Genomic DNA, 26,178 nt, shown 5'->3' with positions numbered 1-26,178 from the left:
GAAGGTAGATAATCATAATGGTTAATAATATGAATACAATATCATTCGATGATTCAAAAGTACGTTTCGATGAATTTGTGAATAATTACGAGACATACAAATCTATTAATATGTCTGAGTCTGACACAAGATCAAAGCTTATTGATACAGTTTTGATTAATGTGCTAGGATGGGATGAAGCAGACATAAGAAGAGAAGGTCACGTGGACAGCGGTTATTATGACTATAAGATATCGATTGCTGGTTTTTCCCTAATTGTTGAAGCCAAAAAACAGTTTAATGACCTAATACTGCCGAACCAAAACAAGAGAAAATGCAAGCTAAATTCGATTTATTCTTCCAATAAAGATGTAATAGATCAAATTCGCCATTATTTAGATGATTGTGGTTGTGATATTGGTGTAGTTACAAATGGAAAACAATATATCATAGCCAAATTCTTTAATACAAATGGTATTCCTTGGAAAGAGAATAACTGTATAGTTTATAACGGAGTTGAAGATATTCTTAATAATTATGTTGAATTCTGGAATACGCTTTCTAAAGAGTCTGTTATTAGGAATTGTGGCATAAAACAGTTGTTTGACGTGGAAATATCATTCTCAAAAACAGTACTATCATCTATTTTGAATAAAGATAATGAAATTGTAAGGAATGACCTTTCGGCGAAACTTGCACCGTTTATAGACAAGGCATTTGGAGATATTTATAATTCCAATGAAGAGGATGATGATATCGAGTTTATAAAAGAATGTTATGTCGAAAATAAAGAGGTGATAAAAAACAAAAGAGAATTAAGAGGGTTGTTCCGTGACACTCCGCCCAAATTAAAAGAAGTGATAAAAGCTGTTAACTCTGATAGTATAAGCAATCAGATTACAGATGAAATTGAAAGCTTCCCGTCTTTATCATCAAACTCTGAGACACCCAAACCAATCATTATTATTGGTTCTCGAGGAGCAGGTAAGACCACTTTTTTAAACTTTTTATTTAAAAATGAATCAGATGGAAAAAATCTGCAAGACAATCCGTATTTATTTGTCAACCTAATGAAATACTATACAGGAGCGGATTGTGTTGATTTTGAGAATATCTATAATGATTTACTTATTCAATTTTGCGATAAATATCCACAACTCAATATCAACTCGTTAGAGGTCTTAGAACGAATTTATATAAGAGAAATAAATCAAAACAAGAAGGGAGTTTGGAGATATAGTTTTGAAAACAATCAAGATGAGTATCAAAAAGAATTAGCATCATTCTTTAAAGATAAAATGCGTAATAGCCAAGATCATTTCATGGCGATTAACAAGTATCTTACTAGAGAGATCCATAAAAGGATAGTAGTGATTTTTGATAATGCCGATCAATTAAGCGACAAGATTCAAGAGCAAGTATATTTGAACGCATGTTCATTGAATACACAGGCTAGATTTGGCGTAATTATTTCATTACGAGAAGGGTATTATTATAACTGGAGAAATCGACCTCCTTTTAATGCTTTCATAAGTAATGCGTATCATATTGCAGCACCAGATTATGGACAAGTGTTACAGAAAAGACTTAACTATTTAGTGAAAAATATTCAATTCAGTAAAACGCATTCTTTTACAGGGTCCGTTGGAGACAAACAATATATGCTTAATGAAGATAAAATAGAGGAATTCTTCACCGGAATAGAAAGTTCGTTATTTGGTGCAAAAAATGCTCCCATATTGGATTTTTTAAGACATATGAGTTTCCCTAATATCAGAGAAGGACTTAACTTGTTTAAAACATTCCTGATATCGGGTTATACAGATGTGTCAGAATATGTATTGAGAGTATTGTTCAACAAAGGTGATCATATCATTACAATACCTATTCATGAGTTCGTAAAAACAATTGCGTTGGAAAATAAGTTGTATTATAATCATAAGTCTAGTAAGATACAAAATATACTCTACCCATCAAGTCCTAATTCTGATTATTTTATTAAATACTACCTACTTAAAGTACTCGATGAACAATTGTCTTTTGAAGGCAATATAAATAAATTCATAAGTTATGGCGATCTGCTAAAAGAATTCCTGGATTATGGCTATAGGGAAGACGTTATTAATAAAGAGCTGGAGTCATTATTGACGGATAATTTTATAGAGACAGATAAAGTACTATCTGATATTAGCTGGAATAATTTTCCAGAAGAAATTTTCTCAATAACAATAACAGCTAAGGGACATTATTATGTGACAGAATTGATAAATAGGTTTTATTATGTTGAGCTAATATTGCAAGATACGCCTTTATTTGAAAAAGATGTCTATGAAAATCTAGTTCAAAAGTTCCCAATTCCTGAAAAGAGTAATGGTAAGAAGGATATGAAGGTTAGGGTTAATGTTGTCCAAACTTTCATTAATTATTTAGAAACAATAGAGAGAAAATCAAATAATGCTCTTTTGCAGACAAAATATGGAAAATTGGTGGATAATATGTTAATGGGTGGTTTAGGAAATGACCTCAATAGATTAAGTAACATTGCAGAGAATCGGTAGATGTCTGGATGTATTGATATCAGATAAACAAACGCTTAGTGATGACCACTTGAGAATATGCGTAATTGATGAATAACGGATTATGGATCAAGAGACGAGATGGTTGACAAGATATAATGAGGTGGTTGATTTTATAGAAAGCAACCATCGTAATCCGTCGCGGCATCGGATTGAGGAGCATGACATGCTGAACTGGGTGAAGACGAACAGGAAGGCGATGAATGCGGGGAAGATGAGGCCTGAGAGGGTGGAGGCGTGCTGAAGCAACGGAATCAGGAATCCAAGGATTCACGGAAATACGGAAGATGTCGGATGGCTGATGGCTGAGGGCGTGCTTCGCAGGAATTATGGAAATGCGGATCTAAGGAAATACGGAAAGTGATGGCTGATGTATGATGGGGAAGGGAGGTTTTTATACAAAAAAAGTGGTTGGTTTGAAGAAAACTCGGAAAAATTTTGTATTTTTGTGGCGTTGAAAGCAGCTGACTAGGTAAGGAGGCTGTGGTTAAAGTCATAAAGCGCCTGAAAATCAGAGTGATATGATGGAGACGGAAGACGGGAGAAGGCTGAGGCCTGAGGGCGGAGAACCGAGGGCTGAGGCGAGAATTGGGCGCGACACAACAATGTGTGGTGACCCCAATCTTTGGTTTCCAATGAGGGTGACGTATGCACGCGAAATGAAGGTGAAAGCGGAGCTGGACAGGCTTGGGATAGAGAGTTTCGTGCCGATGACGTACCGGATAGTGGAATCACGGAAACAGGGAGAGGTGGAATCACGGAGGGTGTTGGTGCCTGCTATCAATAACCTGATCTTTATTCACTCTTGTCAGGAGAGGATAAGTGAGCTGAAAGCGAAGAACGAGATACTGGAGCCGCTGAGGTATATGATGGACCATACTGCTGATGAGGCGCATACGATTATGACGGTGCCTGGCAGGCAGATGGAGAACTTTATGCGGGTGGCTTCGAAGACGGATGACAGCGTGATGTGGCTGGATGATGAGACAATCGTAGGAAAGGAGGGTAAGCGCGTGGAAATCATGGGTGGTGCGTTTGAGGGCGTGACTGGCGTGATAAGGCGGATAAAACGATGTAAGAGGGTGTGCGTGGAGATAGAAGGGATAGCGAGTGTGGCGATAGCGTATGTGCCGGTGGGACTGCTGAGAGAGGTCTGAAGGCTGAGGGCTGAGGGCTGAAGGTGAACACGGATTGGTCGGATTCTTGGACTGGCCAAGCGGCCGCTCGACCTCTGGTCGCTTGCTACCAGCGGGACGCAAGAAAGCCGAGCGGAACGGAACTATGGTCGCAGAGCTCAAAATTACAAGAAAATTAAACACGAAAATTAGAAGGACCTAAAGGTCCGGAAATTTGATGGGAGTCACCTACGGTGAGAAATCCAACAAATTGATTCAAAATCGAGCAAAATATTTGGGGAGAAAAAAAACAGGAATAACCCTTTCATATGTTTGTAGCTCTTGCAGAGCCTGTGTGCTAAGTGTAAAGCTTTTGGCTTTGAAAGCGAGCTTTCACATCAAAGTCATAACACATAGCACATAACTGCGTTATTACAAACATCTGAAAGAAAAAACAGGAAAAAACAGTTTATTCCTTGATGAGAACCAAGACAGTTTTATTTCAACATATAATTTCCATTTAATTGGAACGTTAATTAATCATTAATTGAGTCGCCAAATGGCGAGAGATCATATATAGTATTTGTTTTTTTGCTCGTTTAATCGTATATTTGCACCGAGGAATAATTGGCATTTAGACACTAGTGATGCAAAAGTTTAGAGATCAAAATAAAATAAGAGAGTTTCTGAATGACATCCTTACAAAGAAGGAGTCGGAAGACTTAGAGTTTAAACATGCTTCAGGTGGTTTCCCTGGCAGTTTCTGGGATACTTATTCTGCATTTGCTAATACAGAAGGGGGAACCATCATATTTGGTGTGGAGGAAAAGACTGACGGACTTTATCTGGATGTTATTCCTGACGAAACGATAGAGAAATACCAGAAAGAATTTTGGAGTAACGTTAATAATAAATCGACGGTAAGCTGTAACCTGCTGAAGAATGATGATGTAGAGGTCGTGAAGTATAGCGGTTTCAACATCATGCTCTTTCATATCCCTTGTGCTAGCAGAGAACAGAAACCTGTATTTAGAACGACGAATCCTTATAATGGTACGTTTAAACGGAATTATGAGGGCGATTACAAATGTACGGAGAAAGAGATACAGAGGATGTTTGCAGATGCTAATGACTCTAGACCAGCAGACAGTAGAATATTATCAAATTATAGTCTTGACGACATAGATAAAGAGTCGATACAGCAGTACAGACAGTTATTTGCCACTGCAAGACCGAATCATCCATGGTTGGTTATGGATGATATGACGTTGTTAGAGAAACTTGGGGGATACCGTAAAGACAGAGAAACTGGTGAAGAGGGTTTTACTCTGGCTGGTCTGTTGATGTTTGGAAAGTATGATTCTATCACAGACAATGCTTGTGCTCCTGATTTCTTCCCAGATTATCAAGAATGGCTTAACAATGACCCAGATGGTAGGTGGTCGGCAAGAATCTATCCTGATGGGACGTGGGAGGCAAACCTTTTCCAATACTACAGAAGGGTGCTGCCAAGGCTACAGAGTTTCTTGCCTAATCCGTTCCGGTTAGAAGGAAACACGCGCAAAGAGGAGACAACTGCTCATGTGGCAGTACGTGAGGCTTTTATTAATCTTTGTGTACACTCTGATTTTTCTGTGAATGCTAATTTGATTGTGAAGCATGTGAAGAATATGTTTATATTCTCGAACCCAGGTTCTATGCTTATTACGAAGGCTCAGTACTATCATGGTGGCCAGAGCGTATGCAGGAACAAATCATTGCAGAAGATGTTTATGATGCTCGGTGCTGCTGAGAAGGCTGGTAGTGGTGTAGATAAGATATTGAAAGGTTGGAGTGATGCAAACTGGCGTACTCCGTATGTTAATACAACCTGTCGTCCTGATGTGGTGAACCTGTATTTGCCAATGCTTTCTTTGTTGGATGCGAATGTAAAGGAAGGGCTTGTAGAGTCGTTTGGAAAAAGTGTGCTAAGGATAGAGCATAACTGTTTACAGACCTTGGCTCTTGCTTATACGGAAGGTTATGTGACAAATGAAAGACTAAGATATACGCTGGATATCCATAAAGCGGATATTTATGATCTGCTAAAGGATATGTGTGGAAAAGGCTATCTAGTGGCTGAGGGTCATGGACGAGGTACAAAATATCGTATTCCACAAACTCGTAAGACTTCCGATGTAAGTGATAATCTAGGAAGTAATCTAGGAAGTAATCTAGGAAGTAATCTAGGAAGTAATCTAGGAAGTAAACCCAAAAGAAGATTGGGCAGGGATGAACTGAGAAGAATTATATTGGGAGCTTGTGATGAATGGGTTTCTCTTGAACATATAGCAACTACTATTGGTAGAAATCCGGATTATTTGCTTACGAGCGTTATTCCTTCTATGTTAAAAGAAGGCCTTTTGGAACGTATGTATCCTCAAAGTCCTAAACATCCTTACCAAAAATATAAAAGGAAGTAAAGGGGATAGGAGGAAGGATCAGAGGACATGTGGGTACGAGTATCTATGTTTTCCTCCAGTGTTACTTATAGAGCAAGATAAAGAAAAATGGCTTGCGATTAATGTAAACGACCGTAAACAGGTGTAGACTTGTAAGAGGTTATAGACCTGGAAAGCTTATGGGTTAGAGGTTATTGGTTATAGAGTTGTGATGGGTTATGATGAAGAGTGATCAATATAAAAAGGGGTTTGGGCTTTTTGCTCTTTTGTGGTTTTAGAGGCGGGGACGAAATAAAAAAATGAGTTGACTATGAATACATGCAAAGTATTTCCAGAATGGCTATACGATTATATATTTGTACAGCTTGGCGCAAAGGAAAGACCAGATCCGAATGAGTTTAAACTTAACCTCGAGTCGGGTGTGGATAAAAACATAGATTATCTTGGAACCTATTTCCCAAGGAGCTATGCAGAATCATTTTGCATTCATCAGAATCTGTTCTCATACAAGCCATATAAAGAAAGGCTTGACAGTAAGACCTCTCTCAGAATCCTCACATTCGGGTGTGGCACAGGAGGTGACGTGACCGGTCTTATATGTGCTATTGCTATGATACTTCCTAATATCCAAGATTTGGATGTTGTGGCATTTGATGGTAACAACTTGGCATTAGATCATTTAAGTGACATCCTTGAATTGTCGCCTCTTAAAAAACGGTTCAATATCAAAATTCGCTGTGTGCCCATGCCCATTAAGTCGATGCAGGATTTTAACCACTACACATCTCATCTTGGGAACGGATATGACATAATACTGTCGTTTAAGTTTGTCAACGAATTGATGCAGATGGGAATTTTTGGTAGGGATGGATTTAAAGTGCTTGCGGAACGTTTGGCACCTTTATTAGCACCAGAAGGACTTATGACCTTGCTTGATGTGAGGGCTGAATATTGTGGCGAATGGCAACCCAAGAATCTTAATAAGGGAATCAGTGATTATTGTAAAGAGAATGATTATGGCACACTGCTACCGATACCTTGCCATTTCTGCGATAGTCGATGCCGAAGTGATAAATGTTTTACGGATAAGAAATTCTATGGTAGTTTTACTGCCAATGACCAAGTGACCTATCGCGTAGTTGGTCATCGTGAGTTTGTAAACACTCTCTATCCAGTGTTTAATAGCAAAGTGACGTATATACGAAATAAGGATATGGCTAGTGATCCATGTCCTATGACAAGAGGTAGGGATGTAAAAGATGCTTATGATATAAATAACTAAAATAATAGATTATGGAAGGGGATTTCTACGTTGAGTATGGACGACTGGATGATTATCAGAGAGAAATCATTAAGACCATGTTCTATAATAATGAAGTGGTTGCAGGAAAGGCGGGCACAGGTAAATCACTGATCGCACTGCATAAATTGGCCAGGGTACCACAGGATAAGAGTGCTTGTCTGGTTGTATTTACCAAGTCGCTGAAACGCTATTTTGAGGATGGCATAAAAGCACTTGGCATTGAGGACTATAAAGTTCAATACAGCGAAGAGTGGGATCATCGACATGTGGATTATTTGTTCGTAGATGAATGCCAGGATTTTACACATGATAGAATCACAGAATTCATAGCTAGTTGTGATAAGTGCTTCTTTTTCGGAGACAGTGAACAGACCATCATGAATTTTGCAGGCAGATTAACCCAAAGTGTAGAGGAAACAGCGAATCAACTTGGAGTTACACCTCATATATTGTATAAAAACTATCGCCTAACTCGTGAAAACGCAGCTCTGGCTGAGAAGGTTGGCGGAGTTGACAACTTGGTTAAACACTGTGAGAGGAACGGGGTGAAACCTCGTTTGATAACAGGAGCGACCTTTGACCAGCAGTTGGATGAGATAATCAGGATTGTGAAAGAACAAAATTTAACTCGTGTAGGCATCTTGGTCCCGTATAATACGGAATACCGTGCACTATGTTCTCCGAACAAGGATAAAAAACTATCGGTGGAATATGTGCGCAATTACTGTAATTCGCATGGTATGAATGTTGAATTCAAAATGAACAGCAACTATGGTGATCAGATGGAGTTGGATTTTCATGCTTCAACACCCAAGGTTGTTGTTTGGTATTGTGCAAAGGGACTGCAATTCAACGATGTATTCATTCCCTTCTGTGAAACTGCATACGATGATGACAAGCGAAAAGCCTTGTTCGTTTCAGTAACCAGAGCATACGAACGGTTATATATTGGCTATACCGGACAGCCGAATCCCGACATATTCCCTCATGTGGATTCCGGTCTTTATTCAACAACAGAAAAGATTGAAGAAATATAATGTAACAATGAAATACTATATTCCCATACATAGAGACAGTATTGACAATATCACCTCTGCTGAGAGTGTATCACCTATGGATTACTATCAAGGCAGGGGATTTGGATATCATTACTTTACACCACTGAATGAAGTGCCTTCAAACAAAGAATTGTTTTTGTTTAGGCGCTTCCCTCAAATATCAGTATCGGGCGAGAGATCAGAAGATGTAGTTATCTATATTGAAATAGATGATGACAAACAAATAGAAAGACTCGCACACTCGCCATTTAATGATGGTATTAGGGTGGCTGAAACTATTGCGTTGTATCCTTGGAATTGTAAAATGTTTTTTCAGACTGAGGACGCAATGCGTCAGGCTGTTATGATGTGTAAGATGAGCCTGAATAATAAAATGTGGATATATTATGATTATGATATATTAAATTCGAGACCGGCACCATATAAGACGGATATACTGAAAAAAATACGGCCAGAATCTGAGATTATCATACAGGATAAGTTGAAAACAGAAGAGAAACAGAATAGGCTAAAGGGCTTCCTGTATTCCTATATCTTAGGTCGCTATTTCTCGATATCACAACCATTGGCTTCATTGCTTCAGACAGAAAAAAAAATGTATGATCTGGCTTCAACATTGTCAGGCTTATCCGGGTATCAAGGTGTGGAACTTGCACGTGAACTTAGTGAGTTGGAAGGAGAATATGAGAAATATGATCCGAATAGGGCTGAGCTGCAAAAGAAGTGGAAACTTATGATAGAAGAACATTTCGCCTCTTTGACGGAACAGCAGGCTTTTGAATCAATTATCCAAGAGTTAGGCGGTGAGCACATCATGAAAAACAACTTTGCGAATAAGACTGGGATAGAATTACGCCATCATATAGAAGTGCTTGGCCTTAGGAATAGCGATTGGAAGGCTTATAAGAAGGAACTGGAAGACTATACACAACGGCATCTGACTACTTTCAGGATGAGGAAAGGCGATACAAATACCAAGGAAGACTTTACCATACAGGGGATGCAAGTAAAGATGAATGCCAAGTATGGTAATTTCTACGGGGATTTGATATCAAAGATTGTAGAAGGATTAGAATGGCTATCCATCAATAAGTTGAGACTAAATAGGCTTGACATAGCATCGGACCTGACAAGAATGGTTCGAGACGCTATGATAGAATACGGTAAGGAATGGGAGGGAAGTGCCGAACGGACATTCCTGAACGGACTTAGACAACATATCGCAACAGGAGGAACTTTTGATGTGGCACAGGCACCAGATGTAATACTTAGGAGTATTGCCATCTTTATACTGAAAGGTGATGACTTTGAGGAAATGATGAGGTATATGGAGTATTCTGCACAAAGCGACTATCGCTTTGTACTAGGCCTGTGGGGGGCATGTATCGGTTATGCAGATATGCCTAAGACTGTTATCCAAAGGATGAAATTGGACTATAGAGGTGAGGATAACATATATATGGCAACTTGTAAATTACTTGAATACGTGCCAGAGAATGTTACTTTGGAAAGACACTCTTACCAATTTAGGAAGAAAGTGGAACCGATGTCATCGACACGTTCTTTTGAGGTTATTTTGAAAGATAAGACGATAGGGTTTAATAAGACTCAGCGAGAGACTATATTGAATCTTTGGAATGATATGGGTGGAAAGACTGATAAGGAGTTCTTTGCAAAAGTTTCGAAGATAAAGGGCGTTGGAAAAGTTAAGATACAGAGACTTAAGAAAGCTGTTGATGCGGGATCTCCAATGGAAGTAGAACAGACAGAATTGTTCAGGAACGAGCCAGGTGTGGTGAAAGAGCATTTTGACCACTCGTCTTGGAAGTATATTGAGTCGTTACTGCCAGAAGATCAGCAATTGCGTTACTGGGTAAAAGATGATTTTACCTGGTTCATGAACAGGGATAAATGGTATGAAGATGACCAGCGTAAGATAATAGATTATGGACATCATCTATATGTGAAAGCACATCCGAAGAAAGCAAGTGCGTCATGGACAGCGGGCTATTTCGGACGTATAGATATAGAGAAGATTACAGCACGACTTTTTAGTATATATGATATTAAGCGTTAGTAGAAGAACAGACATACCTGCATTCTATTCGGAGTGGTTTTATAATCGACTGAAAGAAGGTTTTGTATATGTACGTAACCCGATGAATATTCATCAGGTGAGTAAAGTCATGCTGTCGCCTGAAGTGGTGGATTGTATTGTGTTTTGGAGTAAGAATCCACGGCCAATGCTTTCCAGACTTGATGAACTGAAAGATTATATGTACTATTTTCAGTACACGATTAATGCATACGATAAGGGAATGGAGTTGAGTGTACCGAGAAAAGAGGGCATTATCAATACCTTTAAAGAATTGTCGGACAAGATTGGATCAAAGCGAGTGATATGGCGATATGATCCGATATTGCTGACAGAGATAATGGATACTGATTATCATGTGAAGTATTTTGAGGAAATTGCCAAACGATTGGAAGGCAAGACGAATACTTGTGTAATCAGTTTTGTAGATCTGTATAAAAAGACCCAAAGCAACCTTAAAGATACTCAGGCACGGGAACCATCGCAGAATGAAATGGTAGAGCTGGCAACAAAAATGTGCCAGATAGCCCAAGAGTATGGTATGGTAATACAGACATGCGCTGAGGCTATTGAGTTGGAATCGGTGGGAATCAAACATGGAAAGTGTATTGATAGTGTGCTGATAGAGGACTTGCTGGGCGTGAAGCTTGTAGTGGGGAAAGACCCGAATCAGCGTAAGGAATGCGGCTGTGTGCAAAGTATAGATATAGGTGAGTATAATACTTGTGCCCATGGATGCAAGTATTGTTATGCAAACTTCAAAGATAGCATGGTTATGCGAAACAGGGCTGCGCATGACCCGTTGTCGCCCCTGTTGGTAGGTCACCTTGGAGCAGATGATAAGGTGACGGAACGGAAACTGTTCTCTTTTATCAAGGTGCCTGAGGAATTTAAGAGAGGGGATATCGTGAAGTTGAAACATCCAGAAAAGTATAAGAGAGTTGATGATATTTTGGGTTATCGGATTAATTTATATAAGATTGCATCGATTCATGGAAATGAAGCTAAGATGGATGGCGTTTCGGATGTGATATCGGTTAGTGAGCTATTGCCAGTACCCGTGGATGGCGTTGAGGACCGATGGATTTATTGTGATCCACGTGTTGAAGCTTCGTTCTTGTTTGATGATGAGAAATATGATGGAGGCTGTAGGGACTTTACTTACTATATGGATGCGCTTAAGGCAATAACGGAAGGTGGTAAGTCTTATAGAGAGATGATAGAAAAGAAAAAATTGATGTATGTGCATGAGGTACAGCATTGGCTGAGGAAGAAAGAAAACGGAGTGGATGGATTGAAGGTGAATGAGATGAAGAGTTGAAGGGGTATGAAAAACGTATTGAAGATTTTTTTCTCTTGGCAGTCGTCATCAAAGACTGATAAACTCAATAATAAAGAGTTTATTTTGTCGTGTATTAACAAGGCTGTTAATGAGATACAGGGGAAAGGAGACCTAAAAGATGTTGTCTTTGAAGTCAAGCAAGGAACTGGAGGGGAACCTGGAACTCCTGATATGATAGCTACTTGTCTAAAAAGAAATGACGAGTGTCACATCTTTATTGCGGATATTTCTGTGGATAAGAAGTTCAACAATATACAGAAATGGGTTAACCAAAAACCTGATTTAAGAGAGCGCCCCAACGAGAACGTGATGTATGAGCTGGGCAGGGCAGATGGACATTTAGATTCTAAGCAGGTGATTCATGTCGCCAATACCGTTTTTGGTAATGTTAGCAAGAACGATTATTTGCGTCCGATAGATATACGCCATAAACGTAGGCCTATTACCTTTTGTTTAACTGCCAACAATGCTCCAAATTTAGAGAAAGTCGAAAAAGAGCTGGTAGATGACCTTAAGGGGGCAATCCGTAAGTCAGCAAAGGCAGCCCTGAAGCATATCCATGAAGAATTCTTGCCGTATGAAGATTGTGAACAGGTGGCAGAAGAATTAGGGTTTCAGAAGAAATTTATTTTTAACGAGAACCTTATAAACATTAAGCAAGCAATCTCTGATAATAATGGTATACTGAGGATACTTGGTTTGAATGGCGTTGGTAAAACAAGACTTGTCCTTGAAACAATCCTTGCAGAAACAACGGAAGTTCCAAAGTTGTATTGTGACTGCCTCCTCGCATCAAATGACCGAGTCGTTAAAACTACCACAAGTATTTTTGAAAAGCAAATATCTGCTATCCTAATTCTTGATAATTGTGACAATAACCTGTTTGAGAAGATTTTGAAGACTTACAAACGGAAAAATGCCAAGAATAGAGTATATGCAATTTTTGAGGATGTCGCAGAAAAGAGGATAGACACTGATTACTATGTTTCCATATTTGAATGCGCATACGAAGACGTGGTAGATGCTATCATAGCAAACCTCTATGGTAAACAAGATGAAGTAAGTGTCCAAATAAAGGAGCTTGCCAGCGGGAATCCGTATATGGCAGTGCAGGCAATAGATGGTGTGATAAAGAGTGGAGATATACGTGATTTTAATAATGAAAAACTAATTGCAAACCTTCTTTCAGCATATGAAGGGAGCGACGAGAGGATAATTGCCGAAACGCTATCCTTGTTTTCGAACCTTGGATATGAAGGCGATGCTCATAAAGAGATAGAAGTAATTGCACGTAATAAAAACATAACAGGGCTGAATGGCGATGATACTGTAATTATTAATAAGTTCGATAACTTGATAAGGCAGTATCTTGAACGCAGACTGATGCAACGAGTTGGCGTGTATGTTCGTTTTCGCTCGCCAGCGATAACCAGGCTACTGACGAATGAATGGTTTGCAAAGTGCAGTGCTACGCAGTTGGAGAATATTATTTTAACGCTTGGGAAAGTTGGAATGGCAGGCAACTTAATACCGCCTTTCTTCGAAATGATAAGCAACTTAGAGGGCAACAACAGAGTAAAAGGGTTGTTCGAGGAAATGCTGAAGCCGGGAAGATTATTAACCCAAAAAGAAATAATTAACACCAGAGTAGGATCAAAAATATATCGTTCACTCGTAGAAATTGTACCGGACGCAATATGTGATAGCCTATACGAGTCGTTATGCGTATTAGGTTTAGAAGAGTTAAAGAAACTAAGAGAAGGGCGCAGGGAGATAGTATGGACACTTACAAAGTTATGCTATAAACCCGAAACATTTTCAAAAGCTGCTAAGCTCTTGTTGCTGTTAGGGTGCTCGGAAGTGGAGCATGTGTCAAACAACGCTACGGGACAGTTTTCCTCTCTGTTCCCAGTCCGTTTGCCATCGACTTCTGTATCGTTGGCAGATAGGTTGTCTTTCTTAAGATCTGAATATAATAGCGTGGAGACGAAACCTGTTATAATGAAATCTATAGACAGGGCACTTCGGACAACAGACTTTATACACTATGGAGGCGAAGTGACGATTGGAAAACAGAAATACCCATTCTACGAACCCCGTAATGAAGGGGAGGATGAAGAATATATTAAGGGATGTTTGGATTTGTTGGAACAGGAAATAGATGGTGATACCCTTTATAAGGAAGAGTGTATAAAAATGCTGGCTACGAACTTCCGAGCCTTGAATTCTTTTGATATGTTTGACATTATCATGCCAAGAGTGGAAAAGGTGGCAGCTATGCTAAATTATCAATGGGACGATTTGTTGAAGGTGCTTCATTATGCAAGAAGAGATGAAGAGACTCAAAACAATGAACAGCACCTACAAAGGATAGAGAAGTTGATTAATGCTTTGACAAAAAATGATTTTGTGTCACGTTTTGCCAGAGTGGAGAATTATGAGAGTAATGACTATTGGGGAATGTCGGAAGATGAGCACCGCAAGGTGGTAGATGAGAAATACGAAGCACTGGCAGAGGAAATGGCAGAAAAGAAACTATATGACTCTGAAACACTGAAAGGTATATATAACAGCCTGACTTTTCTTCCGCAAGCCTTTGCCACGAAACTAGCGACACTTAATACACCAGAGGAACAAATACAATTTGCATCAGAATCAATAGATGTTCTGGAAGGAAGGGCGAACAGCATATTTGTCTATTACGTTAAAGAAGTGGATGAAGATGTGTTTGCCAAGATTGTTCTTCTGACATATGAAAAAGGAAAGCAGTGGCTGCTATTCTCGCTAATAGCCATCAGGAACTATCCCTTTGACCATCCCTATATGGACAGACTATTTGAGTTGGTTGAGCAGGGAGTAGTTGCCAAAGACTACTTTATTACGTTCTGGAGCTTTTCGAGGATAGATAGACTTTCAACACCAGAGGCAGTAGGTTTCCTTGAAAGGGTTTTGAAACTGCCAGATTCATTTGAGATGGTTCTTCATATGGTTATGTCGCAGTATCTGGGCGGATATGAAAAACATCCAGAGCTGGACAGCCTATTTGAAAGCGAAATGATAATACGGGCAGATGCTGTATCAACCCTTATCTCGAACAATCACTATTCGCACATTGTAATAACACTACTTTCGAACAATAGAAGGGAAGATTTGGCCAAAGTGGTTGCAAAAGGGATTTTTAACTACATCATAACATCGGGCGAGACTTCTGTAAAATATGAGGTTGAGAGGGCTTTACAGGTGTTGTTTGATAAATATTTTGATATAGCATGGCTTGAAATGTCCAGCCTGATGTCGGCGGAAGAAGATGAGAGGAACTTTGTGAAGTTTTACTTTATTTTTGGGTTTAGCAGTATTCGCAACCAATTCCCCGCTATAATATTCCGAAATGAAAACCTTCCTAAACTTATGGAGTGGTGTAGGCAACATGTTGAAGTTGGACCATATAGGCTGATGGCACTGGCACCACTATTAGGGGATAATGGCTTGTCGGAACCAGTGCTGAGCCTCATTGATGATTATGGGAGCGATAAAATGGTGCGGACTGCATTAAGCGACAAACTTGGTACTTTTGCAGGCCCAGTGACGATTTATGATAGTAGGGTGAAATTGATTGAGCCACTGACGAAGCATCAAAACCGAGATGTTAGTTCGTGGGCTGAACTAGAAATAAGGCATTTACAGAATTGTAGAGATCGGTCCAAGAAATTTGAGGAGAGCATTATGCTTCCCGGTAGACTGCCAAACAGTAATTGGACGCTGAATGATGAAGAGGAGTGATCAAGAAAAAACAGTATAAATTATGAAGATAAGAACAGGTTTCGTAACGAATAGCAGCTCAGTGAGCTTTATTGTTACAATGGATGTGGGTATTGTGAATACCTTCATACATAATTATGAGAGGTCAGAGTCGTCTTTGACTCAAGGCGCACTAAGAATGGCTCGGGCATTAAGGGATCTTTTGCTTGAGAAGGGAACTGTGAACTATCTACATAATCACGAAATATATTCATATTTGATGGAGTTCGCAGATGATGACGGCACATGTATCACGAAGCAGATTCTTGAAGAAAATGGCGATAATACAGACCCTCTGCTGATGGATGAAGAGGATTTGTTTAATTATATTCGTGGGGAAATGATTTATGAAAAGAAAATAAGTACCATGTTGCCAGGCTTCGGCGCAACACAAGTTGAACAGTACTGATGATAAAAAGATACATTGGCGATTATCACTTCTTGGCTGATAAGACAACGGGGATTACCATGAGGTGGGGTAAAAGTGTTAACGATAATCCATCGTTTGCACCCGTACCGGAATTAGCTGATATATCCATCTCTAATCACTGTACAAAAGGCTGCTCATTCTGTTATCGGAATAGTGGAAATAATCAAGAATGGATGAGTACGGAGGACTATTGCCATGTGTTGGATGCTATGAATCATCCCAAATATGGAAATGTATTTCAGGTAGCATTAGGTGGTGGCGAACCACTGGAGCACCCCGAGTTCCAAACCATTATAGATGAGACTGTGAAAAGAGGCATTGTGCCTAACTTTACGACTAACGGAATCCACCTTACAGATGATATATGTAAGGGGATAAAAGGAAAAGTGGGTGCTGTTGCCATATCGGCTATTACAGTTGATGATATACAACAGGAGAAGTTAGCTCTTTTATCCAAGCATGGCATTGAAGCCAATGTTCATTATGTGCTGTCATCAAAGAATATTGATGAGGCAATTGAAATCGTCAATGGAAACCATCATGAGAAATTCAGGGATGTTAATGCCATTATCTTTTTGACCTATAAACCTGCAGGTAGAGCAGCTAGTACAGATGTTATACGAAAAGGAGAAAAGATAAATAGTTTTGTGCAAGCTATTGGAAATAAGAATGTAAAACGGACCAAGATAGGATTTGATGCTTGTTTTGTGCCCATGTTGCTACGAAATGCTGTGGTTAACGCGGCTTTAGTTGATAGTTGTGAAGGTGGTTTCTTCTCGGTCTATATTGACCATCAGATGAATGTCTCTCCATGCTCGTTTGGCGGAGGAAGAGATGCCTATAACCTGACTGAATATGATTTTTATGATATATGGCTGAACAAATTTGAAGTGTTCAGACAGGAAAACGCCAATAAATGTGTAGTGTCAGATTGTAAGGCACACGACCTGTGCCGAGGATGCTGCCCTTATTACCCAGAAGTAACTGTGTGTTATGAACATTAGAATAGATTGGGGGAAATTAGACCAACTGTCCGGAGATAGAAAGAAGAACTTCGAGGAGTTCTGTTTTCATATTGCCCGAAGAATTTTTGGACAATATGGAACAGTAAGCTATTTCTATAACACACCAGGTTCGGAGTTCTATGTCGAGTTGAATACGCCCATGAAACATGGGGGTGTAAAATACCGAAAAGGAGATGTCATAGGATGGCAGGCAAAATATTGGCAGGGAGCACGTGATGAGGATAATTCGCCCCTTGGAGCAGATCATATTGACGAGTTAGTTAAAGGCTTTAAGACAACATTAAGACGGCAACCCAATACTAAATTATGGATAGTATGTACGCCAGGTAGTTTTGTGGAAGATCAGTGGGAGAAGTTGCTGACACAACTCAAAGGGAATAAAAATGACTGTAACTTTGAGAGTTGGCATCGAGCAACATTCCATGGATACTATTTAGATGATGTAAATACGTTTAATGGAATTTTCCAGTATTACTTTGGCGAATATGTCGGGTTACAGCAACTTTATGAGATAACAAAGGATGTATTAGAGGTGCTTAAGGAGAAATTTGACTTAGATCTGCACACCCCAACAACCTTTGAGGATTCACTTCTTGTAATTGTAGATAACAAGAAGGCGAAGAACTTGCTTCAAGAAAAGATTGACTCGCTGGTAAGTCGTGTTGAAGAAGATAAAAAAGAACCGCTATTTATAGAAGATGGATGGTTATATCCCAAACTGACTGATGTATTTAAACAGGCATACACAGAAGATTTTGAAGATAGATACCATGTAGTAGAACAAATAAAGGCATATACTAAGGACGACAAAATCTTGGAGAATGCAGAACCGGTTAGACAACTGATAAGTGAGTATGCCGAAAAGAGAGCCAATCGGGTAGATTTGCTGAATAAAGAGCTAAAGGAATTGTATGCGAAGAACAAGGATTTAGGTTCAATAGACTATGGCGTCAACCAAATGGTTGAGAGAATTAACCGTTTGGAGAGTATTCTTACCAAAGGACGAAACGATGACAATGTAAGTGTTCTTGATATTCTGAACAGGATGTCGATTAGAGATATCTCTGTGTTTGCTGAGGCAGGCCATGGTAAAACCCACTTTGCTTGTTCTGTAGCAACAAGTATGGTTAGCCGAGAACTACCAGTAATACTATTGACAGGGTCGAAGTTCAGGTATTGCGATGGATGCGAATCGAAATTGATAGAGTTACTGCAATTACCTACAGGAAGTACTATTAACGATACACTTGACGTGTTAGATTACCTCGGAGAACTATATCAGTGCAAACTCCCAATAGTGATAGACGGACTGAATGAAGCAGCACCAAATGAGAAAAGATGGAGAGAGGAGTTGCCGCCATTAAGAAGAAAAATAAGAGAAAGGAATAACTTGATACTGATTACGACCTGTAGAGAAAAGACAGAATACTTAAATGAAATATATGGCTGCAACAGTATAGATAAAACTGAAAACCCCATACTACTGCCTGGCATAGAACGTAAAAATCTGATGGTGGCAGTAGCAAAATATTTCAGGAAGTACCGTATAACCCCCAATACACTTTCTGCGCATAGCTTGTTTACAAATCCGCTTTTGTTGAAGATATTCTGTGTGACAAATCGAGGTAGAGGCAAATTTGACGTGAACGACCATACACTGGCTACCTGCATGAAAGATTATAGTGAGCAGCTGGTAAAGAGTATTGCCACAATTAATGGGAAGCCTAACCGATTATTACAGCATAAACTGGAAGAGGCACTCAATAAAGTGGCCATTATGATATGGGAAAGGGGAGACCGGAGCTTGAATTTCTTTGATGATTTCGCATCGATTATCGGAGACCAGACAGAGGCTTTCCTTAATGAGGGTATGTGCTTTATGATCGACAATGTGGGTGGTGAACAAAGAATCCAATTCTCATATGACTTAGTGGCAGGTTATCATATTGCTAAGGCATTTGTGGATAAGTATAGAGATAAGGATGAGTTTTGCCAGTTTGTTGATGACGGGTATGACAGATTCTTTGGCGAGAATCGCCATACTTTAGCAGAAGATATAATTAAGAGCCTTTTCTATTTAGTTCCAATGAGATATGGTCAAGAGTGGTTTGAACTTATGCCACGAAACGAAATAGTTATTGCTGCCATGGATCATTTGGATATTATAGCCTTTGAAGAAAAGGGAAGAATGGCTTTTGCAAAACTGATAGCGTGCGGACTGAAAGGTAAGGATGCCAAGGAAAGAATGTGCAATAGGCTGTATGACAGAACATATCATCAATGTAATCTCCTGCATTTGAAACTGTTCTTGCCGTTCTTTAATGATATGAATATTGGAGAGATGGACTCGTTATGGAATTGCAAATTTGCCGGTTACGGAATACTGGCCCATACACTTTCCATTTTCCGAGACAAATATTGGGCGGACCGCTATGATGTAGAGGATAAGATAGTTTTGGCATTGTTGCTGTGCGGGATTGTTGACAGGGAGTTTAGAAACAAATTCTTTGAAGAACTATTCTTCATGGTGCTATCTGATATAGAAAAAGGATTGCCGATATGTGGAGAGGGGCTTAAGAATAAGGATCCTTACATCATTGAGGCTGTTGTATCAGTGATAGTGGGTATCGGCTTAAGAGTTAAAGAGAAAGATATCTTGATCCAGTGTGTTACCTACCTGAAGTGCTATTTGGAAAAATCTACCTCATCACCTGTATTCTTGCTTGATGGTCTGGAAACGCTTTTTAGCTATGGGGAAAAGTGCCTAGGAATAACATTTGATAGGAGTATATTGACGAAGAACAAGGATGAGGAATGGCCTATTATACCTACAGATGAGTACAGACTCTATGCACTATATGATTATGATTTTGAGAAGTACCATATAAGACCGTTGATAGAATATGGATGGAGGAGGAAACCAGTATTAACGTCGGAAGAGGTGCATGGCATGTTGCTTAAAAGATGCCTTGACTATGGATATGATGAAGATGTCTACGCAGAAATACAGAAGAAGGAGAATGAGACCGTTAATTATCGCTATGAATACCGTATTAGCTATGGAGAGAAGCTTGGTAGGTATGTTACTATGGAACTATATGGCTGGTTGATGTTAAACGGCAAGATGAAGGGAGAGTATAAATCGACTTTCCGCTCTGATATTTTGGATATAGACCCGACGTGTCCCAAACTCAAAGTAATGAAGACTTTTGTAAGCCAAAGTCTGCTTGTAAGGGATGTAAGTCAATTGCCAGCGTGGAGCAAGACTTCTGACATCGGGCTGATGGAAAAGTTATTTATAACAAAGCTGCCCAAGAGTCGAGAGGATTGGGTGTTGATGAGAGGTTATTTAGAACAAAGAATAGATGAAAAATACAGTAATATCTATATGTCGGGCATTAGTCAGTTGATACCTGCAGACATAAGTGAGAAAAAAACTTCACGTATGGACTTGTATGAAGAACTTGATTTGCATCATGGATACTTTGGTGAGATGGGTTGGAGACATTTAGAATCAGAAGAAGAATATTCTGACGAGCATGTACTACCAGAGTTGCTTTCGCGTTATTGCTATTCTAGCTGGAGCCAAGAGAGATTCAAGTATCCTACTGTATATCTGCTGAATCAAGAAATCTCTCAGGCAGTAGGCTTGGAACTAGATATTGATTCGATGGAGTATCTATTAAATGGAGAGATGGTATCCGTTCATTATATCAATGAGACGGATCAGTTCTTCTATTTGAGAAAAGATGTAGTTGATATGATCCTGTCAAAGTTCCATGGCAAGTTACGCCATCATCTGTATGAGAGAAGGATGGTGAATGAAAAGTTACCAGATACGGTGCCGACAGTTAAAGATCGCTTTGTGCAGAAGGAGAAGGATGTGTTTTATGTTGCGACTCCAAAGCCATCTTGACAAAAGGAGAATCACTTAAGTTCATATCGGTAAGGCTGTTGTAGTCTTGGAGAGTTAACAGTTCCTCGAATGCGTCTTTGCATTCGGGGAATTTTTGTATGGCAGCATTGATAACGGCAATACCAGAGCCTTGATATTCGCTGAGGCGGAGGTGCCAGTAAAGTTCGATGTCTGAAGGCTGAAGTCTGAACACGGATTGAATGGATTTGGCGGATGGGAAGATGTGAGTTAATAGTTAGGAGATAACAGATATAAGTTGGAGGTGAGGATGTATGATGGCTGATGTGTGATGGGGAAGGGAGGTTTTTATGCAAAAATAGTGGTTGATTTGTATCAATGTCAGAAATAATTTGTATTTTTGTGGCGTTGAACGCAGCCGCATGGCTGTGGATCTACGGAATTACGGATTTAAGGATCTAAGGAGATGCCCAAAGGGTGGAAGGTGCTTCGCTGGATCCAAGGATCTAGGGAATTACAAATTCACGGAATGAAGCTCCGATCTAAGGAACTTAGAATTTACGGAAACAAGCTCCGCTGGAATTATGGAAATACGGATTTAAGAATCTACGGAATGCCCGCAGGTGGAAACACATCAAGTATGGAATAAAGGATATGTGGATTAAAGAACTTACGAATTATGAACGAAAAAACTAAATCATACAACAGGAAACAGAAGTCCGTAAATCCAAACTTCCGTAAATCCGTTGATCCAGAGGTGCGCAAATTCGAAGGTGAATTGCGACCTCTAATGACGGAAGCAGAAAAAGAGAAGGCACAGGTTTTAGATTTGTCATACGATTTTTCGTGTAGAATCATTAGGCTGTACAAGTACTTGAATGAAGGGAAGCTGAGTAAGGCGGATAGGGATATTGTTGATGCGTTGGGAAGGCAACTGTTGAGGTCAGCCACAAGCATCAATGCGAATATGAATGAGGCGCAGCATCCGCAAAGTGATGCTGACTTCTTATCCAAGGCTACAATAGCCTTGAAAGAGTCGCGGGAATCGGAAACGTGGTTGCACATGCTTTCCGATAACGGATATCTGGATCAACGGATGAGTGAATCGATTCTACATGATTGTGGTCGTATCAATAAGATATTGATAACGATTACTGCGAAGGTCAAGAAACGTTTGAATAGTTGAGGGAAATATAGAATTATTAAATAAGGAACCTATGCAACTAAAAGTTGAAAATAAGACAATAAAGTTGATGAAACCTCATATTGCACCACAATATGGGTATAGAACTGTGTTGTCTAACTCTTCCTTTGAATACGTTAGTCTGTGGTTGAAAAGTCAGTCTGGAAAAAAGTTTAAGGATGCTTCGTTTTTATGGAAACAAGCGAAGTATTTCTATGAAGCCTCTCTGAAATTGCCTATTGAGGCGAAACCATTAACTGCCTATTATTGCATAATGAATGCGACAAAAGCATTACTAGCAATAAATGGTAAGAATGTAGTAAAAATAGGGCATGGTGTGAGTTCTCCACGACAAAACTTAAGAGGTAATATTAAGGACAGGGGGGACAGGTCAGCGTCTCGCGGTGGCATGAGGATGCAAGTCGAACTGCTTAAAGTAGCCTGATTTGATAAAATGAAGGACGTAAATCTACATCATAGTTTCCCTGAGTTCCAGATACGGTGGATGACTCCTTTGCCTATGCCAGTGAGTCGCTCCAGTTGTCGCAAGGAGGCGCCGCAATCTTTTAGTTCGAGAAAGACTTGTTGCTTGGTGTTGTTGTCCAACTGTTGAAAGGCACTGTTATTAGTAACACCAGTTTTCTCTATAATAAGTTTCCAAATCTGATCGTCTGAGGGCCTGCGGCGAGAGCTGCCTTCAATATCCAGGCAATAGACGTCTTCGGGTAGAGGCTCGTTTACGATGGCTTCAAGTTCTGTAAATGGAATACGATTCAGCACTGTCTGCGTATTGCAAATCTGAAGGACAGGGGGGACAGGTCAGCGTCTCGCGGTGGCATGAGGATGCAAGTCGAACTGCTTAAAGTGGCCTGATTTGATAAAATGAAGGACGTAAATCTACATCAGAGTTTATCTGAGTTCCAGATACGGTGGATGACTCCCTTACCTATGCCGGTGAGTCGTTCCAGTTGTCGCAAGGAGGCGCCGCAATCTTTTAGTTCGAGAAAGACTTGTTGCTTGGTGTTGTTGTCCAACTGTTGAAAGGCACTGTTATTAGTAACACCAGTTTTCTCTATAATAAGTTTCCAAATCTGATCGTCTGAGGGCCTGCGGCGAGAGTTGCCTTCAATATCCAGGCAATAGACGTCTTCGGGTAGAGGCTCGTTTACCCAGGCTTCAAGTTCGGTAAAGGGAATACGATTCAGCACTGTCTGCGTATTGCAAATCTGAAAGACTGAATCTACGCTTCCGTCATATTCAGACCAGGAACTATACTCATAGTCTTTGACATGTTCAACAATGCCTGCCTTGACTGGGATTGACTATCGTCTTCCTCCTCCTTGCAAGGCATAGCTCAAGCGAGCTTGGCTCTGCGCTTGCTTCGTTCGTCGGTTCTGAGGACAGGGGGGACAGGTCAGCGTCTCGCGGTGGCATGAGGATGCAAGTCGAACTGCTTAAAGTGGCCTGATTTGATAAAATGAAGGACGTAAATCTACATCAGAGTTTCCCTGAATTCCAGATACGGTGGATGACTCCTTTGCCTATGCCGGTGAGTCGCTCCAGTTGTCGCAAGGAGGCGCCGCAATCTTTTAGTTCGAGAAAGACTTGTTGCTTGGTGTTGTTGTCCAACTGTTGAAAGGCACTGTTATTAGTAACACCAGTTTTCTCTATAATAAGTTTCCAAATCTGATCGTCTGAGGGCCTGCAGCGAGAGCTGCCTTCAATATCCAGGCAATAGACGTCTTCGGGTAGAGGCTCGTTTACCCAGGCTTCAAGTTCGGTAAAGGGAATACGATTCAGCACTGTTTGCGTATTGCAAATCTGAAAGACTGAATCTACGCTTCCGTCATACTCGGACCAGGAACTGTACTCATAGTCTTTGACGTGTTCTACGATGCCTGCCTTGACGGGGTTCTGATGAATGTAGCGGAGTAGGGTGGCTTCGTAACGGTTAACGGTTATGGGTTAACGGTTAAAGACTTACGCAAGCCTGATAGCATCTTAGCAACCTCGGTAAATTGAGGGCGTAATGCTTCAAGTTGCTCTGTTTGAATATAGCCAAGGTCACTTGCCGTCTGCAGTTCGCAGAACACCTCTGTCATTGAGCCAAAAGCAATTTCAATGAAATGTACCTTCTCTTTGGGTGATTGCCTGCCACTGCCCTCTGCTATGTTGGCCGTAATAGAAGTGGCTGCACGCCGAACTTGGTCCCCCAGTGCATAGCGTTCCTCTTTAGGAAACTGGTTCTGCAGTAGGTAAACATCCTTTACCAACTGTCTTGCCATTTGATAAACTCTTAAATTTTCGAACGAAAACATATCTTTAACCTTTAACCTTTATCCTTTACCCAGCGGTGCTTGATGGTTTGCGTGGCTGTCTGGGCATGAGTTTTTTCTTTTGACGCGCAAAGGTACGAAAAAGGAAGGTAATATCAATAATAATTTGGTGTTTATCTGTTTTTTCGGTAAATTTGCAGAAAAATTAAAACAGAAAATAAAACTATGAATTATTATGTGGCTTCAGTGAGGGATTTTATGAATGATGGTAATGTCGTGCCATGGCTCACCTCAAAAATTCATCTTATAGTTAATGATAAGGCTCATGTTGATGATTTTGTTCAGAAAATAAAGGAACAATTAGCTACACTTAAACCTGATCTGACAATGGTTGTTGAGACAGAATATGTGGATGCTGTATATAGGGATTGCTATTATTCTTATTTTGCTACGAAGTTGAAATCATGTCGCAGGTTTTGTGTTAGGTTATCTTTCTTTGAACCTGTTTTTACTTCAATTAATGAGTTCTTCGATAAAGAAAAGAGGGAACTAGAAGATAATTATCTGGGGTTTATGGTTATCAGACCATTGGGCCAATGTATCGGAAGAAATGCAATTTCTCCCAAAGCCAAACTTTCACCAGTAGAGGATTTTAGAATTTGTAAAGCGGAAATAAATGCCACATGCTTGGGGGTTAAACTGAAGGTGAAAGCTTTCCCTCACTCATCGCAGGATAGCGAGTATATGACTTGTGCTGAAACGACAACGTGGGCTCTAATGGAATATTTTGGAAATAAATACCCGCTTTATAAACCATTAATGCCTTCTGCGCTGTTGGCCTCACTACAGTCACATGCTGTAGAGAGGCTTGTACCTTCTCAGGGTTTAAGTATTCAGCAAATCTCAATGGCTTTAAGGCAACAGGATTTTGGGTGTAAGATGTATTCAAAAGAGAATCCGAGATTCAAAGAGTTGTTTACATGCTATGTGGAAAGTGGGCTACCACTTGCAGTTGCAGTTGAAGGTGGTAATATAGGTCATGCTATAGTATGCATTGGTAGGAAGAAACAAGAGAGGAATCAGATTGTTGCAAAGAAAACCATTTTTGGCACAGACTATTTTATGTGGAATGAAAGCATAAATGAATTTGTATTTAATGATGATAACAAGCCCTGTTATCAATTGTATACTTTTGACAATCCGACACCTTATTTTAATGGCGTTGAGATATCTCATTTTATCGTTCCATTGCATAAAAAGATATATTTAGCAGCCGAACAAGCTATCGATATAGCGAACTTTTTTGTTGCAAGGGATTTTAAATCACCTGCAGATAGCGTAATACGCACATTCCTTACTTCGAGCAGGTCATATAGGGAGTATATATGTAATAACAAGGATTTCCAGAGTCTGCTGAAGTTGGCATATCTTAGGATAGACTTACCAAAGTTTATATGGGTAACCGAAGTTTCAAATAGAAATGACTTTAATTTAGGTAAGGCAAATTCTATAATTTTGTTAGATGCAACTAGCACTTTGACTACAGGAGACCCGTATGCTTCGCTAATTTTTAAACAAAATAATAATTTTATAACTATTTATGATAAAGAATCGCGTAATTTACGAAATTTATTTGTAAATTTGCCCGCGAAATTCGAGTCGTATAATGGAAATTTAGCTTAA

The 26,178-nt window shown here is 39.8% G+C and carries 19 protein-coding genes; 15 read left to right on the top strand and 4 right to left on the bottom strand.

Going from position 1 to position 26,178, the window contains the following annotated elements; translation table 11 throughout:
* The first annotated feature begins 29 nt into the window (after positions 1-29).
* From L6466_RS13230 to L6466_RS13170, 14 genes are all read left to right on the top strand, one after another.
* Positions 30-2,537 (top strand): P-loop NTPase fold protein, encoded by a 2,508-nt coding sequence (locus L6466_RS13230; RefSeq protein WP_237802597.1) that lies wholly within the window; start codon positions 30-32, stop codon positions 2,535-2,537.
* Between the two features lie 82 nt (positions 2,538-2,619).
* The gene (locus L6466_RS14340; protein ID WP_431356500.1) at positions 2,620-2,799 is read left to right on the top strand and encodes a helicase associated domain-containing protein; all 180 of its coding nucleotides are present in this window, start codon (positions 2,620-2,622) and stop codon (positions 2,797-2,799) included.
* Positions 2,800-3,076: 277 nt separating this feature from the next.
* The gene (locus L6466_RS13225; protein ID WP_348535385.1) at positions 3,077-3,712 is read left to right on the top strand and encodes a UpxY family transcription antiterminator; all 636 of its coding nucleotides are present in this window, start codon (positions 3,077-3,079) and stop codon (positions 3,710-3,712) included.
* 605 nt (positions 3,713-4,317) lie between these two features.
* On the top strand, positions 4,318-6,132 hold the full coding sequence (locus L6466_RS13220; protein ID WP_237802598.1) for an RNA/DNA-binding domain-containing protein: 1,815 nt from the start codon (positions 4,318-4,320) through the stop codon (positions 6,130-6,132).
* A 289-nt stretch (positions 6,133-6,421) separates the two neighbouring features.
* On the top strand, positions 6,422-7,393 hold the full coding sequence (locus tag L6466_RS13215; RefSeq protein WP_237802599.1) for a hypothetical protein: 972 nt from the start codon (positions 6,422-6,424) through the stop codon (positions 7,391-7,393).
* 11 nt (positions 7,394-7,404) lie between these two features.
* Positions 7,405-8,451 carry an ATP-binding domain-containing protein gene (locus L6466_RS13210; protein ID WP_237802600.1) on the top strand — a complete coding sequence of 349 codons (1,047 nt, stop codon included), beginning with the start codon at positions 7,405-7,407 and terminating at the stop codon, positions 8,449-8,451.
* 7 nt (positions 8,452-8,458) lie between these two features.
* Positions 8,459-10,549 (top strand): hypothetical protein, encoded by a 2,091-nt coding sequence (locus L6466_RS13205; protein ID WP_237802601.1) that lies wholly within the window; start codon positions 8,459-8,461, stop codon positions 10,547-10,549.
* Positions 10,533-11,888 (top strand): DUF1848 domain-containing protein, encoded by a 1,356-nt coding sequence (locus tag L6466_RS13200; protein ID WP_237802602.1) that lies wholly within the window; start codon positions 10,533-10,535, stop codon positions 11,886-11,888. The genes L6466_RS13205 and L6466_RS13200 overlap by 17 nt, the downstream gene beginning before the upstream one ends.
* 6 nt (positions 11,889-11,894) lie before the next feature.
* A complete protein-coding gene (locus L6466_RS13195; protein ID WP_237802603.1) occupies positions 11,895-15,689 on the top strand; it encodes a hypothetical protein in 3,795 nt (1,264 codons plus the stop codon).
* Between the two features lie 22 nt (positions 15,690-15,711).
* The gene (locus L6466_RS13190; RefSeq protein WP_237802604.1) at positions 15,712-16,116 is read left to right on the top strand and encodes a hypothetical protein; all 405 of its coding nucleotides are present in this window, start codon (positions 15,712-15,714) and stop codon (positions 16,114-16,116) included.
* Entirely contained in the window at positions 16,116-17,141 is a 1,026-nt protein-coding gene (locus tag L6466_RS13185) for a radical SAM protein (protein WP_237802605.1), read from the top strand. The genes L6466_RS13190 and L6466_RS13185 overlap by 1 nt, the downstream gene beginning before the upstream one ends.
* Positions 17,131-21,078, top strand: coding sequence for an NACHT domain-containing protein (locus L6466_RS13180; protein ID WP_237802606.1), 3,948 nt, complete (start codon positions 17,131-17,133; stop codon positions 21,076-21,078). The genes L6466_RS13185 and L6466_RS13180 overlap by 11 nt, the downstream gene beginning before the upstream one ends.
* A gap of 637 nt (positions 21,079-21,715) precedes the next feature.
* Positions 21,716-22,222, top strand: coding sequence for a four helix bundle protein (locus L6466_RS13175; protein WP_237802607.1), 507 nt, complete (start codon positions 21,716-21,718; stop codon positions 22,220-22,222).
* Between the two features lie 31 nt (positions 22,223-22,253).
* On the top strand, positions 22,254-22,664 hold the full coding sequence (locus L6466_RS13170; RefSeq protein WP_237802608.1) for a YaaC family protein: 411 nt from the start codon (positions 22,254-22,256) through the stop codon (positions 22,662-22,664).
* 29 nt (positions 22,665-22,693) lie between these two features.
* Here L6466_RS13170 and L6466_RS13165 read toward each other — a convergent pair whose 3' ends face one another.
* From L6466_RS13165 to L6466_RS13150, 4 genes are all read right to left on the bottom strand, one after another.
* Entirely contained in the window at positions 22,694-22,999 is a 306-nt protein-coding gene (locus L6466_RS13165; protein WP_237802609.1) for a hypothetical protein, read from the bottom strand.
* Positions 23,000-23,121: 122 nt separating this feature from the next.
* Positions 23,122-23,427: a hypothetical protein gene (locus L6466_RS13160; RefSeq protein WP_237802610.1), complete on the bottom strand. Its 306-nt coding sequence runs from the start codon at positions 23,425-23,427 to the stop codon at positions 23,122-23,124.
* A 289-nt stretch (positions 23,428-23,716) separates the two neighbouring features.
* Entirely contained in the window at positions 23,717-24,022 is a 306-nt protein-coding gene (locus L6466_RS13155; protein ID WP_237802611.1) for a hypothetical protein, read from the bottom strand.
* Between the two features lie 155 nt (positions 24,023-24,177).
* Positions 24,178-24,537 (bottom strand): four helix bundle protein, encoded by a 360-nt coding sequence (locus L6466_RS13150; RefSeq protein ID WP_255780005.1) that lies wholly within the window; start codon positions 24,535-24,537, stop codon positions 24,178-24,180.
* A 183-nt stretch (positions 24,538-24,720) separates the two neighbouring features.
* On the opposite strand from L6466_RS13150, the gene L6466_RS13145 reads away from it, so the two are divergent.
* Positions 24,721-26,178, top strand: a complete 1,458-nt coding sequence (locus L6466_RS13145) for a hypothetical protein (RefSeq protein ID WP_237802613.1) — start codon at positions 24,721-24,723, stop codon at positions 26,176-26,178.

This window comes from Prevotella communis (assembly GCF_022024175.1).
Classification (GTDB): domain Bacteria; phylum Bacteroidota; class Bacteroidia; order Bacteroidales; family Bacteroidaceae; genus Prevotella; species Prevotella communis.
This window is presented reverse-complemented; position numbering and strand designations above follow the sequence as displayed.

Excerpts from the sequence above, each read along its gene's own strand:
- L6466_RS13230 (WP_237802597.1), top strand. The coding sequence starts at position 30 with ATGAATACAATATCATTCGATGATTCAAAAGTACGTTTCGATGAATTT.
- L6466_RS14340 (WP_431356500.1), top strand. The coding sequence starts at position 2,620 with ATGGATCAAGAGACGAGATGGTTGACAAGATATAATGAGGTGGTTGAT.
- L6466_RS13225 (WP_348535385.1), top strand. The coding sequence starts at position 3,077 with ATGATGGAGACGGAAGACGGGAGAAGGCTGAGGCCTGAGGGCGGAGAA.
- L6466_RS13220 (WP_237802598.1), top strand. The coding sequence starts at position 4,318 with ATGCAAAAGTTTAGAGATCAAAATAAAATAAGAGAGTTTCTGAATGAC.
- L6466_RS13215 (WP_237802599.1), top strand. The coding sequence starts at position 6,422 with ATGAATACATGCAAAGTATTTCCAGAATGGCTATACGATTATATATTT.
- L6466_RS13210 (WP_237802600.1), top strand. The coding sequence starts at position 7,405 with ATGGAAGGGGATTTCTACGTTGAGTATGGACGACTGGATGATTATCAG.
- L6466_RS13205 (WP_237802601.1), top strand. The coding sequence starts at position 8,459 with ATGAAATACTATATTCCCATACATAGAGACAGTATTGACAATATCACC.
- L6466_RS13200 (WP_237802602.1), top strand. The coding sequence starts at position 10,533 with ATGATATTAAGCGTTAGTAGAAGAACAGACATACCTGCATTCTATTCG.
- L6466_RS13195 (WP_237802603.1), top strand. The coding sequence starts at position 11,895 with ATGAAAAACGTATTGAAGATTTTTTTCTCTTGGCAGTCGTCATCAAAG.
- L6466_RS13190 (WP_237802604.1), top strand. The coding sequence starts at position 15,712 with ATGAAGATAAGAACAGGTTTCGTAACGAATAGCAGCTCAGTGAGCTTT.
- L6466_RS13185 (WP_237802605.1), top strand. The coding sequence starts at position 16,116 with ATGATAAAAAGATACATTGGCGATTATCACTTCTTGGCTGATAAGACA.
- L6466_RS13180 (WP_237802606.1), top strand. The coding sequence starts at position 17,131 with ATGAACATTAGAATAGATTGGGGGAAATTAGACCAACTGTCCGGAGAT.
- L6466_RS13175 (WP_237802607.1), top strand. The coding sequence starts at position 21,716 with ATGAACGAAAAAACTAAATCATACAACAGGAAACAGAAGTCCGTAAAT.
- L6466_RS13170 (WP_237802608.1), top strand. The coding sequence starts at position 22,254 with ATGCAACTAAAAGTTGAAAATAAGACAATAAAGTTGATGAAACCTCAT.
- L6466_RS13150 (WP_255780005.1), bottom strand. The coding sequence starts at position 24,537 with ATGTTTTCGTTCGAAAATTTAAGAGTTTATCAAATGGCAAGACAGTTG.
- L6466_RS13145 (WP_237802613.1), top strand. The coding sequence starts at position 24,721 with ATGAATTATTATGTGGCTTCAGTGAGGGATTTTATGAATGATGGTAAT.